The following is a 23248-nucleotide window of genomic DNA, read 5'->3' on the forward strand; positions in this document are numbered from 1 at the left end:
TACTGCTACCGCATGTTGACCCTTCACGATATTCGGAAAGCCTACGGCAGCCGCGTGCTCTTCGACGGTGCCACGCTGCAGGTGGGGGCCCGCGAGCGGGTCGCGCTGGTCGGCCCCAACGGCGCGGGCAAAACCACGCTGTTTGAAATGATCGCCGGCCGGCTGGCCCCGGACAGCGGACAAGTGCAGGTGCAGCGGGGCGTGGTGATCGGATACCTGCCGCAGGAGATCATCGAGCTCAAAGGCAAAACGATCCTCCAGGAAGTCCTGTCCGCGGCCGCAGGCGCCACCAGTGTCCAGCATCGGATGGGCGTGCTCCAGCAGGAGATGGCGCAGGCGTCGGGCGAGGAATTGGACAAGTTGCTGGCGGAATATGGGGAGCTGCAGCACCGGTACGAGGCCCTGGGCGGGTACAACGTCGAGACGCAAGCGCGGGAAATTCTCGGCGGGCTGGGGTTTCGCCCGGAGGCGTTCGAACGACCGACGGACCACCTCTCCGGCGGGTGGTTGATGCGGGTCGCTCTCGCCAAGCTCCTGCTCCAGAATCCCGACCTGCTGTTGTTGGACGAGCCGACCAACCACCTGGACCTCGAATCCGTGATTTGGCTGGAAGGGTTTCTGACCGCCTACGCCGGATCCGTGGTGCTGATCTCACACGACCGGGAATTCATGAATCGGCTCGTCTCGCGCGTCGTCGAAGTCGATCAGGGCCAGCTCATCTCGTATCCCGGCACCTACGACGAATACGTCCAGGCCCGCGCAGCGGCCAGAGAGATCTTAATGGCCTCGTACGCCAACCAGCAGAAACGTATCCAGGAGGTCCAGCAATTCATCGAACGGTTTCGCTACAAAGCCACCAAGGCTCGTCAGGTCCAAAGTCGGGTGAAGATGCTGGACAAGATGGGCCGCATCAAGATCCCCCCGGAACGAAAGAAGATTCGATTCGGCTTTCCGCAACCGCCGCGAAGCGGCCGAGAAGTGGCCTCGCTCGACGGCATCCGCAAAGCGTATCCGGGACGCGTGATCTACGAGCGGTTGGATCTGATCATCACGCGCGGGCAGCGGGTCGCGCTGGTGGGGCCCAACGGGGCGGGAAAGTCCACGTTGCTGAAGATGCTGGCCGGTGTCCTCACTCCCGACGCCGGAACCGTCACATACGGCCAGAACGTCACCGTGGCCTATTATGCCCAGCATCAGCTCGAATCGCTCGACCCGAAAGCCACGGTGCTGGAAGAAATGATTTCGGCGGCGCCGGACCAAGAGCAGCCGTTTCTGCGCGGAATTTTGGGCGCGTTCCTGTTTTCCGGCGACGAGGTGAAAAAACGCGTGGCGGTCCTCTCCGGCGGAGAGAAGAGTCGGCTCGCGCTGGCCAAGATGCTGGTGCGTCCGGCGAATTTCTTATTGCTCGACGAGCCGACCAATCACCTCGACATTCCTTCCCGGGACGTGTTGGAATCCGCCCTGTTGGAATACACCGGGACGATTTGCTTCATCACGCACGACCGCCATTTCATCCAGTCCGTGGCCAATACCATCTTGGACGTGCGCGACGGGACCGCGATTGTCTATCCCGATGGCTACGACTATTATCTGGACAAGAAAGCCCGTCAGGCCGCGGAGGTGGAGAACCTGAACGGTCACGCCGCCGCGCCGCCTCCGGAACCGGAGGTCATGCGTGCGCAGCCCGAACGCGCTGGGTTCAAGTCGAAGGAACAACGACGGATTGAGGCCGAAGAGCGGGCGCGCTTGGCCTCGAAAACCAAGCCGCTCAAGACGCGTCTGGACGCGGTCGAACGTGAGCTGGCCGACAAGGGGAAGGAGCTCGAACGCCTGACGGCTCTGCTGGCGGATCCAACCACCTACGAAGACAAGCCCACATTCTTCGCCACGATGGACGAACATGCGCGCCTGCAAAAGGCCGTGGACGAGTTGACGGCGGAATGGGGCGAGCTGCAGGAGCGATACGAAACGTTGATCAACGCCGGCGACGGCGCTTCGTGAGGAGACGCCCGGCCTTATGCCACGACCCGTTCGAGCAGGACGATCTCTTCGCCGTCAGGGCCTTCGATCATGGCGGCGCGCTCGCCCGGGACGGGCTCGTACGGCGATTTGGTGATCCGCACCTGCAGCGCGGCGAGGCGCGTGACCTCGGCGTCCAGATCGCGGACGTAGAATCCCAGCGCGAGCGGGCCTACCCCGTTGGCGTTCCACCCCGCGGCCAGGCTTTGGCCGGGCTTCGCGCTGTACAATTCTATGCGGCAGTCGCCGCAGGCGAGCCAGACGATATCGCGGCCTTTGGCCGTGCGTTCGGTCTTGATGACCGAACATCCCAGGGCGGTTTCGTAGAACCGCCTGGCCCGGCCGAGATCCGCGGTCTGCACCGCTACGTGATGGAGCCGGGCGCCGGGAGCAGGTTCTGTCATGCGGGCAGTATAGCAAAGTCCGCTCGGCCCAGGCCCACTCGCGGGGCGTGACGTGGTGAGAGGAGAGTCTCTATGCGGGGACTGGTCAGACTCATCGTGTGGCTGGCGGGGCTGGCGGTCGTTGTGCTGATCGCGTCGAAGTTCCTGTTCGAACCCACGTATACGGTTTCCTCCCAAGTGGTGATCCAGGCGCCGCCGGGTCGCGTGTGGGACAAAGTCGGGACCTTTGAGCAGTGGCCCTCCTGGATCAAAGGCATCGAACGTTTTGAGATCACTCTGGGCGAAGGGCGGGAGACGGGCAGCGTGGCGAACGCCCACGTCTATAACGGGTTTGGGGGATGGGATCTGGAGATTCGATTGACCGAGGTGGTCCCCCCGATGCGCCTGCGTTACCAGTTGCTGGGAGGACCCCAGAGCGGCGCGCAGTCGCTGATCGAGCTGAAACCCTCCGAGGACGTACGCGCAACGACCGTGACGTGGAACGAATCGCACACTCCGGGCGGCGTGTGGGGCAACCTGCTCGCCGCGGTCATGAAGTCGGTCGTCACCACCCATCACGACGAGAGCCTGAATCAACTCAAATTCGCGCTCGAACGCGGGATCTGACGCCGGTGACCGACCGCGAGCTGCAAGCGGCGCGCAGGCATCTCAAGAGGGCGGATCGGGTGTTGCGCCGCGTCATCGAGCAGGTCGGCGTGTATCAGATCCGGTATCGCGACGACCGCTTCGTCGCCTTGGTCGAAGCCATTATCGCCCAACAAGTCTCGGTCAGCGCCGCGCGCGCTGTCTTCAGACGGCTCCGTGATCAATATCCCGAAGGTCTCTCCCCCCGGCGGTTGATGACCACCACGCCGGAATCACTCCGCGCGGTCGGGTTATCGCGCCAGAAGACGGAGTATTTGCTCGGGCTCGCCCGCCGCGTCGCAGACGGCACGGTGACCTTGGCGAGCATCGACCGGCTGGACGACGAACAGGTGCTCAAGGCGCTGACTCAGATCAAGGGTATCGGGCGCTGGACCGTGGAGATGTTCTTGATCTTCAGCCTGCGTCGCCCGGATGTCCTTCCCGTCCACGACTTGGGGTTTTGCAAAGCCGTGCAACGAGCCTACAGCCTGCGGCAGCCTCCTGACCCGAACAAAATCGAAGCCCTCGCGGTCCCGTGGCGCCCCTATCGGTCCGTGGCGACGTGTTACCTGTGGGCGAGTCTCGAACCAGACCCTTGGTAACGTCCATCTAGGACCTTGGTTGTCCTGCGCGTTAGGGCCGTTGCTGATGCGCGCCAGCGGTGCTGCACGTGCGGCACTTGTGCAGCGCGCCCATCACGCCGGTGATGAGATCGGACAACAGTTCGCGGTCGTTCTCGTCCAGAAGATTCAGGTAGCCGTGGTTCCAGCCCGCCAAGTACACGTTCTTTAAGAAATAGAGCCCGGGCAGACGTCGTTCGTCGAATCCCTCGGACTCGGCACGCCGATCAATCCAACGGACCACCGATGCGCGAGTGAGCACGCGATGGGAGTGCAAGGCTTCGTCGGCGTCTGTCACAATGCGGATGAAGACCGGGAATTGCTCGGGGTGTGCGTCGAGATGACGTAGAAAGAGGGCTTCCAGTCCCAGGACGTTGGCCCGGCGGTCGGCGACGGCTGTTTCCACGTAGGGAAGCGAGTTGCCGCACGCGGATGCTGCGACGAGTATCGCGATCAGGACGCCGGTCTGGATCGCATGTGAGAATAAAGGAGTAGCCATCGGACGGTTCTGACGCCGGACCATAACACAACTTTCGAGTTTGGGAGAAGGCAGAGCCTAGAACGCGAGAGACAATCCGAGCGCGTAGACTTGCTCCCGGAACTCATCCCCGGGAACGTTGCTGGTCTTCCGGATGAATTGTGCTTGGGCGATCACAGACAGGTGCTCGATCAGCGACTTCCGGAGGGAGGCATCGGCCTGGAGAAAGCGTTCTCGGCGTTGGTCAGCAGCTCCCTGGCCGCCGCCCAGCCGTTCGGCGTACACCCGGGATCGGTAGCCGGCTCCGCCGCTCAACAGGAGCTCGAAGGGGAGACGTAACTCGCCGCGCGGTAGCACGTCGAATTGACGGTAGGTCAACTCGTCTTCGAACGTATCGTGCGTCCATCGCGCCTGCCCGTCCAGGGAAAGACGGCCCCACCGCGAGAGGCGAACGGCCACTTGCGACCGCGCGGTGTGCTGGACCAGGGTGAGCAGTGGGTTGGCCTCCGAAGTCGTGCTGTCGCGGAACGCGGCTCGGAGTTCGTCGTAGTGGAGTACGGTATACTCGTACCCCAACCCGAAGTCCACCCGACGCAGCCGGTGCATGCCGTCGAGATAGGCGAAGTATCCTTGATGGTCGAGTGATTGAAAGGTTACCGCGACTTGGTCCGCGGTCTCGTTGATGTCCTTTTTCCGTAGTCCGGCGCCGACCGTCAGTCGCGATCGAGCGGCGAGCCACTGGGTATAGCCGCGGACTTCTCCGCTGTAGGCGATGAACCGATCACGCGGCAGGGTATTGCCCTCGGTGTCGAGTAACTGCAGCTTGGCGTAGGAAAAGGTTTGGACCACGCCGAATAGCAGCGACGGCGCGGCCGCGTACCGGTAGGCCAGCGCTGAATCGGCGAACAATTTGTCGGCCTCCCCGAATCGGAAATAGTGTTTGTACAGACCCTGAAGGGACAACCCCAAACGGTGCGTGCGCGCCGAATCAGTCCCAAGTTCCGCGCTGAGACTGGTCTGAAGGAACGTGGAACTCTGTGGTTGTTGGCCGGATGCCGGGTTCGTGTCGCTCAGAAAGACGTTCGAGTCAACGCCGACGAGCGAAGACGCTGAGAACGATTTCGAGGCTGCATGGATCTGCGGGGTCCCGGTGAGCGTGGCGCTCAGCATGAGCGCCACGCTCCACCCGATTGCGCAGCGTGCGTTCAGAAGCCTAACGTCCTCAACGGGATCACCGGCTCAACGGTCGAGATGAGCGGATCGACCGCCGGTGCGAGCGTGGAGGTCAGCGGATCAACGACCGACGTCACGGTGGACGCCAAGGGATCAACAACCGGCGTCAGCGTCGAGGTGAGCGGATCGGTGGCCGAGGACACCGTGGTCGTGAGGGGCTCGACGACCGACGAGGTGGTGGAGGTCGACGTATCAACCGCGGTCTGAGTGGTGTTGGTCAACGTGTCGGTCGTGGACGACAGCGTGTCCGTGAGCGGATCGCTGGAGATGCGCACCGTCCCGAGGGACACGACGGATTGAAAATCCAGGGCTTGGTCCAAGGCGGGTTTGACCGCGGCGCGATCCGCGTCGCGCCAGGCATCGGCGGTCAAGGACAGCGTCGAATCGAGCGGCGGGGCAGCCGGGAACTCTTCCATCGTCCTGTTGGTCGACGACTCGCGGTCGAGGGACGCGGTGTCCACCGCGGAGCGATGGATATCGACTTCGTCCGGCCGGGTTCGTTCGTCCGGGATCGGTAAGGCCGGCGTCAACCGCAGATCATCCAACGAGGTGTACTGCCCGCCGGCAACTAATTGGACGTCCGTGCCGTCCAGCCGGGAAGTGACTTCGACAAGACCGTGCCACACATACACGGCTTCTTCGGTACCGGTGGAGGACACTTCAAACACCGTGCCCTTCACCCCGGCCACGATCGTCGGGGTTTGGACGGAAAAGGGAAGACGATCCTTGCGAGGCGTGACGTCGAATAGCGCACGTCCAGATTCCAACCACGGATGCCTCAACGGGTTGCTCGCGGTGGATGCCGGAGCCGGCACCGCGGGGATCCGAAGCAACGACGTTTCATACAGCATGACCTCGGCGCCGTCCAACTCGATTACGGCCTTCGACTTGGGGCCGGTGCGGACCGCGGACCCCGGAGGCACTGCCGCCGGCGACGCCGCGGCGACCCACATACCAGTCGGCGTGCCGAGAATCTCCACGGTCCCTTTGGCCTTCACGATCCGCGCGTTTGGAGAGGCGGCTTGCGCCGCCCCCGCCACCAACAGCAGAACGACCGCTCCACCGACGAACCCAAGGGCGCTGCGTGCTGGGCTGCGATATGCGTCCATAGCGAGTACCTCCTGAGGACGCAACCGCGCCTTCCGAGGAAATATTTCGTGCACAAGATGGTGCGAGGAGCGCGTTGTTCGCGAAGGTGCAGGAGGTTGTGAACTCGATTCCTCACGTGGGTAACCGGCGACACAGGGATTCAGGCGGCGCGGCGGTCGTTGAGTTCGCGCTCGATGTGGGCGCGAAGGTCGCTGAACACCTCATCCGGGATCGCCAAGAAAGTGTCGACGACCGCCGGATCGAACTGGCCCCCAGCGGCGTGCCGAATGTCGTCCACCACGCGTTCGATCGGCTGCGCTTTTCGATACGGACGGTTGCTCGTCAACGCGTCGTAGTAGTCGGCCACCGCGAAGATTCTCGCCCCCAGACAGATGGCGGGTCCGGCGAGCCCGTTCGGGTAGCCCGTGCCGTCGAACCGCTCGTGATGTTGCCGCACGATCGACGCGATCGCGTCGGGGATTTGGATCGTTTTGAGCATTCGGAAACCCGTTTCGGGATGCTCCCGCATGGTCACCCACTCTTCCTCCGTCAGTTTCCCTGGTTTTCGTAGGATGCGATCCGGCACCGCGATTTTGCCGATGTCGTGCAGCAACGCGCCCTGGGCGATGACCTCCGATTCGGTCCCCGCCAGGCCCATTCGGCGCGCCATCTCGCGCGCAAAGAGCGCCACGCGCTGGGAGTGGCCTCCGGTATCGTTGTCCTTGAAGTCGAGCGCGGTCGAAAACGCCTCCAGACTTCGGTGAAACAGCTTCCGGACGTCATCCAGCAAACGGCCGTTCTCGATGTTCAAGGCGGCCTGCGTGGCCAGCGTGAGCAACGTCTTGGCTTCGCTCTCGTGAAACGGAACCGCTCGCGTACGGTGGACCTGCAGAATGCCGATCACCCGGTTCTGGGCGACGAGCGGCACGAAGAGGCTGGCGCGCAGCGGAGGCGTCTCCGGCGCGCGGCCCGCGAGGACCAGATCGGTCGCGGTGAGGGGAAGGCCCGTGGTGCGAACGCGCGCCGCAAGGTCGTGGTAAAGGGGCGCAGGAATCGGCAGCGGTTCCCCGTCAACGGGACGCGATCGCCACTCGCGCGTGACGCCGTCTTCCGGCGTCCACAGCTCCACGGCCAGTCGATCCACTCCGAGCAGATGGCGCGCCTGCGCGAACAGTAGGTCGGTCAGGCGGTCGAGCGAGGCGCCCTCGCGGGTCTCGTCGCCCATCCGATACAAGGCCTCGATATTCTCGCGGTGGAATTCCAGGCGGCGCTCCGCGAACACGTACCCCGCGATGAGCGAGGTGACCACCTGCCCCGCCCCGGTGACCAGCAGCGGGACCACGTCGACCACCACCAGCGCCCCAAATGAAAAGACCGCCGAGACGACGATGGCGACGATGGTGAACGACCCTGCGAGCGAAATGACCAGGGCGCGGCGCGTGACGTCCGCCTGCCGCCACACCCGGAGTGCGAGGAGCAGGCCCGTCCACCACAGCAGGATCGCCGACATCCACCCGAGAACCCACACCGGCGGCAAACGCTGATGGCTTCTGCCGGATAAGATGGTGGCGATCGCGTTGGCCTGAATCTCGACGCCTGTCATCGCGCCGCGGAAGGGGGTGACACGGAAATCCTGTAGATCAAGCGAGGTGGCGCCGACCAGGACGATCTTGTCGGTGAAACGGGACGCGGGAACAGCCCCCCGGAGGACGTCGACGAACGAAATGACCGGGACCGTCCCCGGCGCACCCATGAAGCGGATGAAGAAGTCGTCCGTCCTCCCGAGTTGGGCCTGGTGACCTCCGAGCTTCAGCGATCCACCGAAGCTGCTCCGGAGCGGAGGGTCCGGAGTGTCGAGGTACACACGGGCGGTCTGGACGGCAAAGCTCCATCCCTCCCTACCCAATAGGGGGGTCTCGATCGGGGCACGTCGAATCGCGCCGTCTGCGTCGATTGGCAGGTTGATCGATCCGACCGCGCGGGCGGCGTCCTGGAGCGCGGGATACGGGAGGCTGGCGTATTCGACGACGGCGCCGCCCTCAATGGCGCGGTGCTCTTGGAACGCCGCAAGCACGACCCGGTCAGAACGCGAGACCGCCCGTGTGAGGTCCGCGTCCTCCCGGCGCGTCCGGGGCGTGCTGAAATCGACGTCAAAGGCGATGACGCGCGCGCGGGCGCGCGTGAGACGATCGACCAGGTCGGCATGAACGCTTCGCGACCACGGCCACGCGGCGAGCGCTTTGAGGCTGGGGCTGTCGATGCCGACGATCACGATGTCTTGGCGGGGGGGGGCGGGTTTCGCGCGAAGCCGCCAGTCGTAGGTGATCAGTTCGAGGCGCTCGAACGCGCTCAACGCAAACAGCGCGGCGACCACGACGGCCCACGCCGCGCCTGCGATACGCTCCCACACCCAGATACTTCGGTTCATCAGGCTCCTCGATACCCGAGGAGTCTAACAAGGCGGCGGGTCCTGTAAAGGCGGCAACCCGCGGTGAGGGGTGCGACGCTCGGCGCCGCGGCAATGACGGGCGGACTAACGCAGGGAGCGCGCGGAGGTTACCGCGAGAAACAAGAGGAACGGATGGACCAGGAACATCGTGGACCGAGACCGTCAGGCGGAGGATCCGGGGAGCGTTTCATGGTCGGCTCGCGACCGGTCGGTCACGACCGGACCGCGTTGCAGCCGGACGTGCTTGCTACGCGACCTGCTCCCCGGGTGGTTCCGACGGAGAACTCTTTTGCGCAGACCGTCGCGCTTTCCCGCCCTTACGACCCGCGATGCGGGCTTCTTCGGGCGTGAACTCGTGAGCGGTACCCCGTCGGTGAGCGGCTTCGCCCCCTTTGCGGCCGGCGACGCGGGCTTCTTCGGGCGTGAACTCGTGAGCGGTACCCCGTCGGTGAGCGGCTTCGCCGCCCTTGCGGCCGGCCTGGCGGGCTTCGTCGGAACTAAACTCGTGCGCCGTTCCCTTCTCATGCGCGGCTTTGCCGCCGCGACTCGCAATCTCCCGCTGCTTGACGGCGTCCATCGCGGCAAACCCTCGTCGGCTCTTGGGAAGTTCGGGCATGGCGTGTTCCTCCTTGTGTGAAATGAAACGACCCGTAACCAGGATCCAATGGGGAGGAATGTAAGGGGATGATATGAACCCCGTTGAGCCCGTGTCAAGGTATGCAGGTCGATCCGCTAGAACGGGACCTGACCCGCGCGAAGTTTGACCAGCGCGGATTTCACGTACTCGGCGTCGTCGCTGCCTGGGGGCAGGTTCTGGGATGCCGTGCTCCAGGCCTCCTCGGTCTCGCGGTATCGCTTGAGATACCATAGCGCAATGCCTCGGTACCAGTTCACGGCGGGTTCCATAGGCACGTTGATCAATGCCCGGTCAAAGTGCCCCAGCGCGGTCTTGAACAGCTCGGGATCGTCGAATTTCCTGGTGTTGATCAGGATCACGCCAAGGTTGTAGTGGGCTTCGTGGTTGCGGGGTTCCAACTCCAGGACTTTAGTCCAAGCCTGGGCGGCGTCCGTAAACCGTTCGAGGGCCATGTACGAGCGCCCGGCCATGATCTGACCTTCGAGGTCGTCGGGGTTGGCGCGAAGCCTTGCCTCAAGCCGCGCCACCATCTGACGCGGGTCGGGCATCCCGGGGGCTCCGGCTTGGGCGCTGACCGCGGCTAGTTTCTGCACCTGCTGCCACTGGATGTAGGCGTAGATTCCCGATGCCCCGATCAACACCAGCGCCGCGGGCACGACCGCGGTCACCCAGGCGCGAGCGCCGGGGCGGGCGACCCGCGCCGTGATGTCCGGCGGGACGGGGGTGCTCCCGGCAAGCGCCTCCAAGCGGTCGAGAATCTGCAGGAGCCGTCGCTCGTCCGTGGTTTTGAGTCTCGCGTAGTCGGTGTCGGTCAGGCGTCCCTGGCCGTGTTCCACCTCGAGTTCTTTCAACGAACGAATCAACGCTTCACGTTCGATACCAAGGTCGATTTGTTCCTGATCCTGGTCCGCGTCGTATCCAACGTGAATGGGCTCAGGATCCCGTCGCCAGAACGGCAGCGCGAGTGCGGTCAGCACAAGCGCGAGCAACACACCGACGACGAGGAAAAACATCAGGAGGGATTCGTGATCACGAGCGCAGTTCGCGCTCGATGCGTTGTCGCGAGGCGTCGTCGAGCGGCTCGGCGGGAGGGGGAAGCGACGGCGTGACCCAGCGCGCCAGCGATCGATACAGGATCAGTCCCCCGACGAACAACAGGACGAACGGGCCGACCCACACGATCCAGTTCACCCCCCGTGTGGGCGGTTGCATCAGGATATAATCGCCGTAGCGGCTCAGGAAATAGGCGCGGATCTCGTCGGGAGTTTGGCCCTGCTGCAGCCGTTCCCTGATTGCGTCGCGGACCTGGCCTGCAAACGGCGACCCGGACTCCCAGACGGTTTCGGTCTGGCACACGGTGCAGCGGAGCGTCTTGGCCACTTCTCTGGTCCGGGTGTCGAGATCGCTTTCATCCACGGTGGCGGCGAGTACGGACGCCGCCACCGCCAGCGCGCCCGCGACCGCCCATGCGCTTCGCCACGGGATCAACACCCGACCTGCTCCGGGGAGCCGCTGAGGAGCGCAGGCAACACCCGTTGAACATAGTTGTCGTACACCGCCCCCACGATCGGGCCGATGGTTTTACAGCGGATCACGCCCTGCTGATCGATCAGAAAGGTTTCGGGGACGCCGTACACCCCGTAGTCGAACGCAATCGCGCCTTTGACATCCCGCACATGCTGGAAATTCGATCCGTAGGTTCGGAGGTACTCGAGGGCGTCCGGCTCCTTATCTTGGTAGTTGACGCCCAACATCACGAAGTTCGGATCCCGACCGAACCGCTCGTTGAGCGCGAGGAGGTTGTTGTGTTCCAATTTGCATTCCAGGCACCAGGACGCCCAGAAGTTCAGCAACACCACCTTCCCTTTGAATTGGTCCAGCGAGAGCGAGTCGCTCGATCCCACCTGCGGGGCCGCGAACACCGGTGCCGGTGTGCCGATCAGGATCGTGGGGATGTACCGGGGATTGCCCCACAATCCTTGATAGAACAGCGCGAACAGGCCGAGTAAGGCGCCGACCAGGATGATCTGCCACGCCCGCGTCATTCGTCGCGCCTCCGTGGGCGAAACATGTTGAGCAAAATGCCCAGTCCCATGATCCCGCCCCCGCCCCACACCCATAAAATGAGCGGGTTGATGACGCCGCGCGCCGTGGCGCTGCCTTCGGGGGAAACCTCGGGCATGGTGAGGAACACGTGGCCCATGTTGATCGCGTAAATCGCGGACTCGGTGGTGGGGCTCTGCGTGGCCTCGTACACGCGTTTCTGGGGCTTGAGCTCGGTCAGCAGGTCCTCGCCGCGGTACAGTTCGAATCGGCCTTCTTTGGCGGTCCAGTTCGGTCCGCGGACGTCGTGGATACCGGCCAACTTCACGCGGTAGTCGCCCAGAACGAACTCATCGCCGACCCGCACGGAAACCACCTTTTCGGTCTGGTATACGGTGGAAGCGATGATCCCCACCACCGTGACGAGGACGCCCACGTGCGTCACCGTGCCGGCGTAGCGCCGTTGATTGTTGCGAAACGCCCGGTAGAACCCCCGCACATAGTCCACGCGATCGCGCCGCGCGAAGAACGCCGAGACCTTGCCAATGTCCGCCAGAATCGTGGACCCCGCGAATCCGACCACGAACGCGCCCGCAAGGGAGAAGGGGCTCCGAAATCCGAGTGCAAAGGCCGCGAGCGTGACCACCAGTGCGACGATCAGGGGAGTGAGGAAATTTCGCTTGAGGTTGTCGACCGATGCTTTGCGCCACGCAATGTACGGACCCACACCCATGAGAAACAACAAGCCCAGTGCGATCGGCATGAACACCGCATTGTAGTACGGCGGCCCCACCGTAACCTTGGCGCCTTTCCAGGTCTCGATCATCAGGGGGTACAGCGTGCCCAAGAATACCGTGGCCGCGGCGACCAAAAAAAACAGGTTATTGAACAGGAACACCGACTCGCGCGACACCACCGAATCCAGTTCGATCCGGCTTTTGAGCTTGGGGGCCCGGACGATCAAGGTCCCGAACGCCGTGCCCAGCACCGCACCGAGGAAAATCAGGATGTACAGCCCGCGCTCGGGATCGGTGGCAAACGTGTGGACCGAGGTCAGGACGCCGGAGCGCACCAGAAACGTGCCGATCAATGAGAGTGAAAACGTCACGATGACCAGGAACAGGTTCCACACTTTGAACATTTTCCGCTTTTCCTGCACCATCACCGAATGCAGGAAGGCCGTGCCCACCAGCCACGGCATGAACGAGGCGTTCTCCACCGGGTCCCACCCCCAGTATCCGCCCCAGCCCAGCTCGTAGTACGCCCAGTACCCCCCCATCATGATGCCGATGGTCAGGCACAACCAGGCGAAGATCGTCCAGCGCTGGGTGACCTTGATCCACTCCTCACCCAGTCGACCGGAAAAGAGCGCGGCCATCGCGAACGCAAAGGGGATGGAGAACCCCACGTAGCCCATATAGAGCATGGGCGGATGCATGGTCATCGCGGGGTCCTGCAGCAGCGGGTTGAGGTCCTTGCCGTCCAGCGGCGGGGGGAACACGCGCTCGAAGGGGCTCGACAGAAAGACGATCAACATGAGGAATCCGAACATCACCGCGGATTCCACCGCAATCAAGTACGGCATGATCGCGGGTTGGGTGCGCCAGTGCAACCACACCGCGACCGTGCTGAACGCCGAAAGGATGAACACCCACAGCAACAAAGAGCCTTCATGGCCGCCCCACAACGCGGCAATCGTGTAGAAGAGCGGCAGCTTGGAGTTGGAGGTAGACGCCACGTAGGCTACCGAGAAATCCCGCGTCAGATACGCGTATTCCAGCGACGCGATGCCGGCCGCGAGCAGCACGAAGATCAAGGTGAGCGCCTGGCGGGACACGCGGAGCCAGTCGGCATTTTTCGTGCGCAGCGCGACCAGCGGGGCGAACACGCCGAGGACGGACAGGACCAGGGCGATGATGACGGAAAAATGTCCGAGCTCGACGATCATGGGACGCGACCTTGCACCCGGCTAAGGCCGGAGGGTCTGGAGGAGATCCTTCTTGGGGAGTTCTATTCCGGCGCGTTTGAGGTCGATCGGCATGTAGTCCTCGGAGTGTTTCGCCATGATCATGGTGGAGTGAAACTCTTTGGTCGGAGTCCATACTCCTTCCACCACCGCGCCCTGCCCTTCCTTGAACAAATCAGGAGGGATGCCCTCGAACGTCACGGGAATCGTCGCCGCCCCGTCGGTGAGCGCGAACGTCATCCCTACGGTCTCGGTCCGAGACTTCAGGCTTCCTTTGACGACCATTCCGCCGACCCGAACCTTCTTGTTATAGTGGGCCGGCGAGAACGCCGACACTTCCGACGGGGTGAAAAAGTAGACCAGGTTCTCGCCGAAATTGCCGAGCGCCAGGTACCCGAGTGCGCCGGCGACCAGCGCGAGGCTGACGAACAGTCCGATTTGTTTACCGCGGGTCCACATGGGCCACTGACTCCGGTTCGTATAACTTGGCGCGTTTGATTTCCGCATACAACGCCCGCACCCGACGCTCCATGGCGAACAGAAACAGGGCGATGGGAAGAAAGCCCGCGAGATAGGCGCCCACCACGAACCCGTAATTCGTCACCAACGCGATGTCGTGAGCCCGAAACACGCTCGCGTCGGTATCCCATTGTCCGACGACCACGAGCGTCTTGAGTTCACGCAGGTTTTCGGGCGGGGGCCCCTCGTACTGAACCGGAAGCCCTGCGCCCTCGCCGCTGAGGCGAAAGCTCGCCCGGCCCGCCGCAGGGTCACCTTCCAGAGTTCCGGCCGCGACCTGTCCTTGCACGCGGACCACGCCGGAGCCCGTGGCGTGTTCCAAGACCGTCTCCGGCGTCACGGTGGTGAGATGGCGGTCGTAGTACCGCACCGCGGCCATCGCCACGAGCGCCGCGGCGATCGTGATCACGGTCCATTGCACGTACAACCGCGTCACGTGGGAAGATCCGACAGATGCGCGTGGCTCAGCAGGCGGCCCTTCTTGGCGCGCAGGAGGTCGGTCAGGTAGAGCATCTGCGTGCGCACCATCAACATATACACGAAGAGCACCCAGAACCCGACGCTCATGACGATCAACGGCCGGAGCATGTCGCCCGACATGGCGATCCCGCGCATGGAAATGGAGAGGGGCTGGTGCAGCGTGCGCCACCACTCGACCGAGAAATGCACGATCGGCAAATCCACGAACCCCACGATGGCGAGCACGGCGGCGAAGCGCGCTTCGCGTTCGGGATCGTCGATGAAGGTGCGCAGCATGAGATATCCGATGAGGATCAGCAGCATGACGGCGAACGACACCAGCCGCGCATCCCAGGTCCACCAGGTGTTCCACGTGGGTTTGGCCCAGATCGAGCCGGTGATGAGGCCGCCAGCGGTGAGATAGGCGCTGATGCCGGCGGCTGCTTGGCAAAGGTTGTCCACGATCGGATCGCGCTTCCACAAATACCAGATGCTGCCCGCGAACAACACGGAGTACGCCAACATGGCGGTTTGCACGATGGGGACGTGGACGTACATGATCCGGACTACTTCGCCTTGATAGTAGTCCGGAGGCGAGGCGGCCAGCCCCAAGTAGAGTCCCGCGAAGATGCACACGCCTCCGACTGCCCCAAACCATCCTTCGTACCGCTGCATCCATTTGATGAGTGCGCCCACGCTGTTTCCTATCCGTCGAGAATCCACTCGAACGCCCAAAACGACAACACCGAAAACACCACGTCGAACACCGCCAATAACTGCAGCCAGTTCGCGTACAGCGCGAGAGGGTCTCCGTTCAGGGCGCCTCGCGTGGCTTCGACAGCGGCGATCATCACAGGGACAGCCAGGGGCAGCAGCAGGATCGGCAGCATCACCTCGCGGGCCCGAACCTGAACCGTCATGGCTGAAAACAAGGTGCCGACCGTCGACAGCCCAAGCGTGGCCAACGCGAATACTAACAAAAGCAGCGGAAGGGCATCAACCACGTCGAGATTGAAGAAAATCACGAACATGGGGAACAAAATGACCTCTACCGTGAGCATAAACACCACGTTGGCCAAGAGCTTGCCCAAATAAATCGCCCCTTTTGATCCGGGGCTGATTTGGAGGTGCTCCAAACAGTCGTTTTGGAGTTCCGCGGCGAACGACTTCCCGAGCCCGATGATCCCGGTGAACGCAAACGCCACCCACATGATCCCGGCGATCAGTTCCCGGGCGGCTTGTTGGTCCATCGAAAAACTGAAACTGAACACCAGGATGACGATCAGGGCGAAGAAGAACATCGACGACAATGTTTCGCGGCTCCGGACCTCGCTGATCAGGTCCTTCCACGCGACCCACCGTATGACGTTAAAAAAGGGCATCGCGGTTCAGGCGGTCGACCGGCACCTCGCTCAGGCGGCCTTTGTCCAGCACAGCCGCGCGGTGCGCGACCTCGGCCGATCGCGCGCGATCGTGGGTGGTCATCAGCACGGCCGCGCCCTCCTTGGTCAGCGCCCGGAGATACTCGTTCACCAACGCCATGCCCGACTCGTCGAGCGACGTGTAGGGCTCGTCCATCAGCAACAGCTTCGGTTGGATGAGGATGGATTTGGCGATGGTCAGTCGTTTCTTCATGCCCGCTGAAAAGTATCGGGTCTTCAGGTCCGCAAACGCGCCGATGCCAACGCGGTCGAGCGCCGCCTTGAGGTCGCGATCCGCGCGGTTGCGTCCGCGGAGGGCGAGCGCAAAGCGGAGGTTCTCCACCGCGTTGAGTTCGTCGTAGAGGTGAGAGCCGTGCGCCAACAGGAGCAGCGAACCTCGGACCGCCTCCTTATTGCGAATCCCATCCTGCCCGTCGATCTCGAACTCTCCGGCGGATGGTCGCGACAAGGTGGCGAGAATGCGGATGAGCGTGGTCTTGCCGGCGCCGTTGGGGCCGAACAGGGCCAGGCACTCACCGGCCGCCAGCGTGAACGACACGTGCTCGAACACGCGGTAATGTCCGTAGGTCTTGGCCAACTCAACGGCGCGGATGGCGCTCATGCGGCCGATCAACAGGCTGAAATTCGGACATAAATCGGCTCAGTATACGGGACGCTGCGGCGCGATGTCCAGGCGCCGGTCCTTGAGGTCTGGCGGGACGGGCGCGAGACGTGATTGGGCTGCGGCAGGCTTCATCGCTCCGTGTCCTACGTCGCAGCCCTGCTCAGATTGACGGTCCGTTCGGTCGTTCGTTATCATAGAGGCCGACCTGGAGCCTGGAATGGAACTGTATAAGACCTACGACCCGCTGGAGGCGGACCGGATCTCGGATCTGTTGGCCGAAGAGGGGATTTCGTGCGCGATTCGCGATCTGTCGATGTCCCCGTATCCGCTGACGATCGGCCGGTTCGGCGAACGCCGGATCAGCGTGGCGGCAGACGACGCGGATCGAGCGCGCTTCGTGCTGGAACAGGCCATTCGTGACGGCTATCTCTCATCGGACGGTTCCTGGGTGGACAACGCCGGAGCCGACGCGAAGCCGCCCCCGCGGCGCGGCACGCCCGGCCTCCGGCTGATGGGCGGAGTCATGTTGGCCTTGTTGGCCGTTGCGTGCGATGATCGGCCGGCCGCAGCCCCGTTGCAGCACAACGACCCCGCGAGACTGTTACCTCGTGAAGGGACGCGGGTGGGCTTCATGGCCCCGATGTTCACCCTGGAGCGGCTCGGCGGCGGCACATCGTCGCTCACAGAATTTCGCGGCAAGGTTGTGCTGCTGAATTTCTGGGCCACATGGTGCGGCCCCTGTCGCGCGGAAATGCCCTCTCTTGAAGCGCTGTCACACGAATTTCGTTCGCAGGACTTCCAGGTAGTCGGGATTTCGACGGACTACGAAGGGGCCGAGATCGTCCAACCTTTTATGGATTCATTCGGCCTGACGTTTGCGATTCTGCTGGATCCCCAGATGCAGGTCAATGATCGGTTCGAAGTCCGCTCGCTTCCCACCAGCATTGTCCTGGACCGCCGCGGCGTCATCCGGCACAAGTTTTTTGGGGCCATGGACTGGAATACCGCGAAAAACCGCGAGCTGGTTCGCGTGCTGGTTTCGGAAACCGGGGACGAGCCCCAGCGAGGATAGGGATGGACGCCTCCACCCCCTCGCTCGCCATTGCGTTTTCCGCCGGGTTTCTCTCGTTTGTGTCACCGTGCGTGCTCCCGTTGGTGCCGGCGTACGTATCGTTCGTGACCGGTCTCTCGTTTGACGAACTGACGCGCGGTACGGACCGGTATCGCGTGAAGCGGACGACGCTGACCATGTCGCTCTTATTTGTCGCCGGGTTTTCGACCGTCTTTATCCTGTTCGGCGCGTCCGCGTCGTTGATGGGGCAGGTGCTGCTCACCCACCAGCAGCTCCTGCGGTGGGTGGGGGGGGCGTTCATCGTATTCTTCGGACTGTACGTCATGGGGGTGTTCAACCTGTCGGCCTTGGCAGCGGACCGCCGCTTCCACCTGCAAGGTCGGCCGGCCGGGTATTTCGGTGCGTACGTGGTGGGCCTGGCCTTTGCCGCGGGTTGGACCCCGTGTGTCGGGCCCATTCTGGGGTCGATTCTGCTCTACGCAAGCACCAAGCAATCGTTGTGGCAAGGCGTGCAACTCTTGACCGCCTACTCCGTAGGGTTGGGCCTGCCCTTGCTGGTGACCGCTCTCGGATTCAACACGTTCCTGGCGCGCATGAAGGCCGTGGGTCCCTACATGCCGGCCGTGACCAAGGTCAGCGGCGTGTTCCTCATCGCCGTGGGCATGCTCATCGCCACCAACTCGCTGTCCATTCTGAGTTCGTTTTTGACGCAGAATGGCATAGGCTGGTCCATCGGCCAGTAGCCCGCCTGGCCGCCGGGGAGGGGCCATCTGCGTCGTTGTCGCTGCGCTTCCGGTGCTCACGTACGACCCAGTACGCTCCGCTCCGGTTCTCGCTCCGCCTGGCATCTGACCCCTCCCCAGCGGCCAGGTTGCCTTCACGTGAGTACGAATCGTGGTGAACTCCGCAATGCATAGTTCAACGACCTACGACGCGATTGTCGTGGGGCTGGGGCCGGCGGGATCGACCGCGGCGTATGAGATCGCCCGCGCCGGACGCACCGTGCTGGCGCTCGACCGGGATCGGTTCCCCCGATACAAAGTGTGCGGCGGGGGGATTTCAGCCCGTGTCGACGCGCTGCTCGGTGGCGTTCACCGAAAGGTCGTCGAGCAGACGGTCTCGGTGATGACGTTTCGCTACTGTGGGCAAGAGGCGTTTACCGTGGGGGGCCGGGATCCCATCGCGTCATTCGTCATGCGCGATCGTTTCGACGCCGTCCTGGCCGAACGCGCCGCTCGCGCAGGGGCGTGTCTCCAAGATGGAGAACCCGTCATCTCGGTCGAAGAAACGGCTGAGGGCGTTCAGGTCGTGACCCCCACGGCCACGTACCGAGCCCGATTTCTGGTCGGCGCGGATGGCGCGAACAGCCGAATCGCGAGGCGGATCAATCCCGCCCCTTCTCGCGGTGTGTACGGGCTCGAAGCTGAGATTGCGCTCCCCAACGGTTCGAATGAAGTGATTCTGGAGATGGGCGCGGTCCCCGGCGGATACGGGTGGATCTTTCCCAAGCAAAAGGGCATGTCGATCGGCATCGGGGGATTCCGTGTTCCCGACCGCCAGCCCAAAGCGGCGTTTGAACGGTTCGCGGCGCTTCAATCCGGGCTCCGGGACGTGGCCCTCACCACGCCGGTCGGGCACCCGATCCCCATCTACGCCAAGGGCGGGCGAGTCGCTTCAGCGCGCGTCGGGCTGGTCGGGGACGCCGCGCGCCTCGTGGATCCTTTTTTCGGCGAGGGTATTTATTACGGGATCCTCAGCGGTGAACGCCTCGGCCAAACCATCGCCCATCAACTCGACCACGGGGGAGTCGATCTCAGCGCGTACGTGCGTTGGGTTGAGGCGGACCTGGCTCCGGAATTTGCCGTGGCCGATCGGTTGGCTGCGATCGCCTACGGCTATCCACGGCTCTGGTACGAGGCCATGCGGGCTCACCCGGATGTGGTCGGCTGGTTTTTCGACGTCCTGCGCGGCACGAGCCGCTTTCAAGACCTGTGGGCGCGGCTGCGACGCCACGTCTTCCGCCTCGCGCCCGCCGCCTTGGTGGGTCGAGCCGCCGCGCTGTTTGCGCGCTAGCAGCCTGTCCGGGAATGGCCAGGCTGCCGCGTTGTCGCTGCGCTTCCGCTCCTCACGTACCCATATCGTACGCTCCGGTGCGGTTCTCGCTCCGCCTTGCATCTGGCGCATTCCTGAACAGGCTGAATCAGTGATCTGGAGGTTTCCAACGCAAAGGCGTCATCGTGCCTGCATCAACCACCCGATAAAAAACGTCACCACGCCAACCATCGTGAGTTGGAGGAGCGGGCCCATTTTGTATTCGGGAAAGAAGAAGAGGACCACGACATTAAGGACAATCAGCAGCCCGACCAATTGGACGCCTCGACCGAGGTAGTAGAGGAACTTATCGAATGGCTGGGGAGAGCGAGGCATGACGGCGGCTCTGTGTGGGGCGTCGGCGCGAGCCGGCGATTCGCGCAGAAGGCGCGAGGTGCGCCAGCCCGGTCACCCGCCGGATGAGGCGCACGATCCCCGGCCGGTCTTTGGCGCGGACCAAGGCGGGTAGGTCGGCGTCCAGGAGTCGGTCGGTCATCCGACGGCGCGCAGTCGGCGGGACGCCGGCCGCGCGCAACGCCGAACGAACCGCGGCCAAAAGGGCGGTGAGCCGAGCATACTCCGGACCCACCAACGCGGCGAGCCGGTGTTTCACCCAACGCGCCAGTGCCGGGTTTTTTCCATCGGTGGACACGGTGATGATCAAGTGGCCCCGCCGAAAGACCGCCGGCGCGAGAAAGTCGCAGAGCGCGGGCTGATCCACTACGTTGACCCAGGTCGCGGTGGTGCGGGCTTCCGCCGCGATCCGCGCCTGCTCGTGGGGATCCGGCGTGGCGGCGATTGCCAGGCGCGAGCCTTTGAGATCTCCGCGCCGATACGGGCGGGCGAGGTGGCGCACGCGCCCCTCGCGAACCCACCGCTGGAGCGGGGCGCTCAACGTCGGACTGATCAGCGTGACTCTCGCGCCGGTCGCCACCAGATCCCTCACCTTTCGGGTGGCGATCCGACCCCCGCCAATGACCACCACGGCGCAGTCCCGCAGCACGAGCATCGCAGGGTAGGCCCGAGGCTCAGCCGGCACGGGAGCCTAAACGGGCCTTGAGTTTCGCGACGTCTTTGGCGTGGCGCGTCTGGGGGAAAGTGTCGAGCAGCGCCTGCGCGGTTTCGCTCGCTTTGTCGACTTGCCCGTCGCGTTCGTAGGCCAACGCCAGGAAGTAGGTTGCGTCTTCGGTCACGGCGCCCTCCACCTTGGCGTCGAGCACCTTCTGGAATCTGACGATTGCGGCGGGATACTGGCCCTGCTTGTAGTAGAAACGTCCGACCTGGAAATCGGACTGCGCGAGGTAGCGACGGACCTCGGTCAACTTGGCCCGAGCCGCCTCATGGTATCGGGAATCCGGGTACGACAGTACCCGTTCGAACGCGGCCTGTGCTTTCTCGGCGATCGTGGGGTCGCGGCCGACCGCGGGGATCCGCCGGTCGTAACACAGCGCCAGTTTGAACTGCGCGTGCGGCGCCCACCGGTGAACCGGATGCAGCTCGAGGAACCGCTGATACTCGACTTCGGCCTCATCCCACTTTTTCTCGTCGTACAAGTTTTCGGCTTTATTCATGATCACCCCCGCGTCGTACTGGAGGTCGCTCAACGCCAGCAGCGGCTTGAGCGCGGGGTCCTCGGGGGTGGCGCAGCCCGGCAGCCACAGGGCTGCGGCCAGGACGGAGATGAGCACGGACCGACGAATCATGGGGATTGGGACCTCGTGAGCGTCGGCAGCCTACCAGGGGGGCGTTGGGAAATCAAGCGTGCGCGCTTGACTCGCGTGAGGACCTAGGGCGAAGATACGGCGTGTCGAGCGAACGGCCGCCTAGCCGACGTAGGAAGACGCCGTGACCGCGCCGGGGGCCCTGCTTCGGATCGCCCGCGTGGTGGTCCTGGCGCTCGGGATTCTGGCACGGTATCAAGCGCTCGCGCTGGTCTCCTGGCTGTCCTCCGACGAGACTCGTGCCGCTCGGCGGTCCCGCCTGCACCGGGCGTCGGCGATCCGACTCCGCGAGGCGGCGATCCGGTTCCGCGGCGTGTTCATCAAGCTCGGGCAATTCATGAGCGCCCGGGTCGATATCCTTCCCGAGGAGTACACCGAAGAACTGGCCGCCCTGCAGGACCAAGTTCCGCCCATGCCGTTCCCGCCGATCCGGGAGCGCGTGGTCCTCGAACTGGGCCGGCCGCTGGACCAGTCGTTTGCGGCGTTTGCCCCGGAACCCATCGCCGCGGCCTCGCTGGGCCAGGTGCACGAAGCCACGTTGCCGGACGGCCGTCGCGTGGCGGTCAAGGTGCAGTACCCGGGCGTCCAAGCCGTGGTGGCCACGGATCTTCGCGCCGCACGTCTGGTGCTCCGGTTGCTGCAGTGGCGATTTTCCAGATTTCGTTTCGACACGCTGTACGACGAGTTCGCCCGCGTCCTGCAAGGCGAGCTGAACTACCTCAACGAAGGGCGTTCCGCGGACCGCTTTCGGATCAATTTTGCGGCCGAGCCGTCGGTGGTAGTTCCGGAAGTCGTGTGGTCGCACACCACCGCGCACGTGTTGACGTTGGAATTCGTGGAGGGGATCAAAATCACCCGCTTCGACGAGATCCGCGCAAAGGGCATCGACCTGCGCGCCGTGGCTCGCCTGATCGCCCGCGCGTACATGCAGCAAATTCTTCTGCACCGCTTCTTCCACGGAGATCCGCATCCGGGCAATCTCTTCGTGCAGCAGGGAATCGACGGCGAGCCGCGTCTGGTGTTCGTGGACTTCGGCATCATGCAACGCATCACGCCGCAAATGCACGACGGGATCACGCAGACCATCCGCGCGATCATCGACCGGGACGTTCCCGAGATCGTGCGCGGTTTGCAGCTCTTGGGATTCATCGCCGTGACCGGTAACCTCGCGGACATCGAGCGGGCCGTGGATTTTTTTATGGACCGGTATCGCGACATGCCGCCGCGCATGTTCAAGAACATCACCGTCTTGGAGATCGCGGACGACGTGGAGCAGTTTTTCCGCGTGTCGCACGCGCTGCAAGTGCCCAACAACTTCATCCTGTTCGGTCGAACCGCCGGGATGTTGAACGGGCTGTGCGCCAAGCTCGATCCCGAACTGAATCTGATCGAGCTGGCCAAGCCCTACGCGGTGGAATTCCTCAAAGCTGAACGCGGGATCTGGTCGCGGTTGATGCGGCAGGGCCGCGAGTGGGGCGATGTGGTGCTGTCGTTGCCGCAGGAGCTGCACGCGTTTCTGTCGCGGGCCAACCGCGGAGAGTTTCAAACGTTGATGTCGTCGGAAGACGTGAGCGGACGGATCTCGCAGCTCTACCGGCTCTCGCATCGGACGTTGCTGGCCGCGGTCGCGCTCGGCGGGGTCTGGAGCGCGGTGTTGTTGTCGGAGCGCGGCCACGCGGTCGCGGCCGCGGCGTGCGCCGTGGGAGCGGTCATCGCGTTCGCACTGTTTCTGGTATCCGTCGCGCGCGGCTAGCCGCGTCCGGACTGACCTCGGGAGG

The 23248-nt window shown here is 63.8% G+C and carries 25 protein-coding genes; 7 read left to right on the top strand and 18 right to left on the bottom strand.

Annotated elements, in window-relative coordinates; translation table 11 throughout:
• Positions 1–12 precede the first annotated feature (12 nt).
• A complete protein-coding gene (locus tag AB1451_10310; GenBank protein MEW6683296.1) occupies positions 13–2001 on the top strand; it encodes an ABC-F family ATP-binding cassette domain-containing protein in 1989 nt (662 codons plus the stop codon).
• A gap of 14 nt (positions 2002–2015) precedes the next feature.
• Here the strand turns inward: AB1451_10310 and AB1451_10315 are convergent, their stop codons facing one another.
• Positions 2016–2423, bottom strand: coding sequence for a VOC family protein (locus tag AB1451_10315; protein MEW6683297.1), 408 nt, complete (start codon positions 2421–2423; stop codon positions 2016–2018).
• A gap of 72 nt (positions 2424–2495) precedes the next feature.
• Between AB1451_10315 and AB1451_10320 the strand changes: the two genes are divergently transcribed.
• On the top strand, positions 2496–3029 hold the full coding sequence (locus AB1451_10320) for an SRPBCC family protein (protein MEW6683298.1): 534 nt from the start codon (positions 2496–2498) through the stop codon (positions 3027–3029).
• A 5-nt stretch (positions 3030–3034) separates the two neighbouring features.
• Entirely contained in the window at positions 3035–3649 is a 615-nt protein-coding gene (locus AB1451_10325) for a DNA-3-methyladenine glycosylase 2 family protein (protein MEW6683299.1), read from the top strand.
• A gap of 31 nt (positions 3650–3680) precedes the next feature.
• Here AB1451_10325 and AB1451_10330 read toward each other — a convergent pair whose 3' ends face one another.
• The 14 genes from AB1451_10330 to ccmA all read right to left on the bottom strand — a co-directional run bounded on the left by AB1451_10330 (position 3681) and on the right by ccmA (position 16583).
• On the bottom strand, positions 3681–4166 hold the full coding sequence (locus AB1451_10330) for a hypothetical protein (GenBank protein MEW6683300.1): 486 nt from the start codon (positions 4164–4166) through the stop codon (positions 3681–3683).
• Positions 4167–4223: 57 nt separating this feature from the next.
• Complete coding sequence (locus AB1451_10335) at positions 4224–5315, bottom strand: hypothetical protein (GenBank protein ID MEW6683301.1); 1092 nt, start codon at positions 5313–5315, stop codon at positions 4224–4226.
• Between the two features lie 35 nt (positions 5316–5350).
• Entirely contained in the window at positions 5351–6487 is a 1137-nt protein-coding gene (locus tag AB1451_10340) for a FecR family protein (protein ID MEW6683302.1), read from the bottom strand.
• A 140-nt stretch (positions 6488–6627) separates the two neighbouring features.
• Positions 6628–8895, bottom strand: a complete 2268-nt coding sequence (locus AB1451_10345; protein ID MEW6683303.1) for a CHASE2 domain-containing protein — start codon at positions 8893–8895, stop codon at positions 6628–6630.
• Between the two features lie 268 nt (positions 8896–9163).
• A complete protein-coding gene (locus AB1451_10350; GenBank protein ID MEW6683304.1) occupies positions 9164–9532 on the bottom strand; it encodes a KGG domain-containing protein in 369 nt (122 codons plus the stop codon).
• A 116-nt stretch (positions 9533–9648) separates the two neighbouring features.
• A complete protein-coding gene (locus AB1451_10355) occupies positions 9649–10566 on the bottom strand; it encodes a tetratricopeptide repeat protein (protein ID MEW6683305.1) in 918 nt (305 codons plus the stop codon).
• A 16-nt stretch (positions 10567–10582) separates the two neighbouring features.
• Complete coding sequence (locus AB1451_10360; protein MEW6683306.1) at positions 10583–11044, bottom strand: cytochrome c-type biogenesis protein; 462 nt, start codon at positions 11042–11044, stop codon at positions 10583–10585.
• On the bottom strand, positions 11038–11598 hold the full coding sequence (locus AB1451_10365) for a redoxin domain-containing protein (GenBank protein MEW6683307.1): 561 nt from the start codon (positions 11596–11598) through the stop codon (positions 11038–11040). The genes AB1451_10360 and AB1451_10365 overlap by 7 nt, the downstream gene beginning before the upstream one ends.
• Positions 11595–13544 carry a heme lyase CcmF/NrfE family subunit gene (locus AB1451_10370; protein MEW6683308.1) on the bottom strand — a complete coding sequence of 650 codons (1950 nt, stop codon included), beginning with the start codon at positions 13542–13544 and terminating at the stop codon, positions 11595–11597. Before AB1451_10370 ends, AB1451_10365 begins: the two co-directional genes overlap by 4 nt.
• Before the next feature lie 21 nt (positions 13545–13565).
• Positions 13566–14021, bottom strand: coding sequence for a cytochrome c maturation protein CcmE (locus tag AB1451_10375; GenBank protein MEW6683309.1), 456 nt, complete (start codon positions 14019–14021; stop codon positions 13566–13568).
• Positions 14005–14517 carry a cytochrome c maturation protein CcmE gene (locus AB1451_10380; GenBank protein MEW6683310.1) on the bottom strand — a complete coding sequence of 171 codons (513 nt, stop codon included), beginning with the start codon at positions 14515–14517 and terminating at the stop codon, positions 14005–14007. The genes AB1451_10375 and AB1451_10380 overlap by 17 nt, the downstream gene beginning before the upstream one ends.
• Entirely contained in the window at positions 14514–15236 is a 723-nt protein-coding gene (gene ccsA, locus AB1451_10385) for a cytochrome c biogenesis protein CcsA (GenBank protein MEW6683311.1), read from the bottom strand. The genes AB1451_10380 and ccsA overlap by 4 nt, the downstream gene beginning before the upstream one ends.
• Before the next feature lie 8 nt (positions 15237–15244).
• Complete coding sequence (locus AB1451_10390; GenBank protein ID MEW6683312.1) at positions 15245–15922, bottom strand: heme exporter protein CcmB; 678 nt, start codon at positions 15920–15922, stop codon at positions 15245–15247.
• Positions 15909–16583, bottom strand: coding sequence for a heme ABC exporter ATP-binding protein CcmA (gene ccmA / locus AB1451_10395; GenBank protein MEW6683313.1), 675 nt, complete (start codon positions 16581–16583; stop codon positions 15909–15911). Before ccmA ends, AB1451_10390 begins: the two co-directional genes overlap by 14 nt.
• A 220-nt stretch (positions 16584–16803) precedes the next feature.
• Here ccmA and AB1451_10400 point away from each other — a divergent pair, with 220 nt between their 5' ends.
• From AB1451_10400 to AB1451_10410, 3 genes are all read left to right on the top strand, one after another.
• Positions 16804–17658, top strand: a complete 855-nt coding sequence (locus AB1451_10400) for a redoxin domain-containing protein (protein ID MEW6683314.1) — start codon at positions 16804–16806, stop codon at positions 17656–17658.
• A gap of 2 nt (positions 17659–17660) precedes the next feature.
• Entirely contained in the window at positions 17661–18401 is a 741-nt protein-coding gene (locus tag AB1451_10405) for a cytochrome c biogenesis protein CcdA (GenBank protein ID MEW6683315.1), read from the top strand.
• A gap of 166 nt (positions 18402–18567) precedes the next feature.
• Positions 18568–19731 (top strand): geranylgeranyl reductase family protein, encoded by a 1164-nt coding sequence (locus AB1451_10410; GenBank protein MEW6683316.1) that lies wholly within the window; start codon positions 18568–18570, stop codon positions 19729–19731.
• A gap of 159 nt (positions 19732–19890) precedes the next feature.
• Here AB1451_10410 and AB1451_10415 read toward each other — a convergent pair whose 3' ends face one another.
• From AB1451_10415 to bamD, 3 genes are read right to left on the bottom strand one after another with little or no spacing between them, the layout of a single operon-like run.
• On the bottom strand, positions 19891–20085 hold the full coding sequence (locus AB1451_10415) for a hypothetical protein (protein MEW6683317.1): 195 nt from the start codon (positions 20083–20085) through the stop codon (positions 19891–19893).
• Positions 20057–20788 (bottom strand): bifunctional precorrin-2 dehydrogenase/sirohydrochlorin ferrochelatase, encoded by a 732-nt coding sequence (locus tag AB1451_10420; GenBank protein ID MEW6683318.1) that lies wholly within the window; start codon positions 20786–20788, stop codon positions 20057–20059. The genes AB1451_10415 and AB1451_10420 overlap by 29 nt, the downstream gene beginning before the upstream one ends.
• The gene (bamD, locus tag AB1451_10425) at positions 20778–21452 is read right to left on the bottom strand and encodes an outer membrane protein assembly factor BamD (GenBank protein MEW6683319.1); all 675 of its coding nucleotides are present in this window, start codon (positions 21450–21452) and stop codon (positions 20778–20780) included. The genes AB1451_10420 and bamD overlap by 11 nt, the downstream gene beginning before the upstream one ends.
• Positions 21453–21594: 142 nt before the next feature.
• Between bamD and AB1451_10430 the strand changes: the two genes are divergently transcribed.
• Positions 21595–23223: an AarF/UbiB family protein gene (locus AB1451_10430; GenBank protein MEW6683320.1), complete on the top strand. Its 1629-nt coding sequence runs from the start codon at positions 21595–21597 to the stop codon at positions 23221–23223.
• Positions 23224–23248 lie beyond the last annotated feature (25 nt).

This window comes from Nitrospirota bacterium (genome assembly GCA_040757335.1).
In the GTDB taxonomy this organism is placed as follows: Bacteria; Nitrospirota; Nitrospiria; order 2-01-FULL-66-17; family 2-01-FULL-66-17; genus JBFLXB01.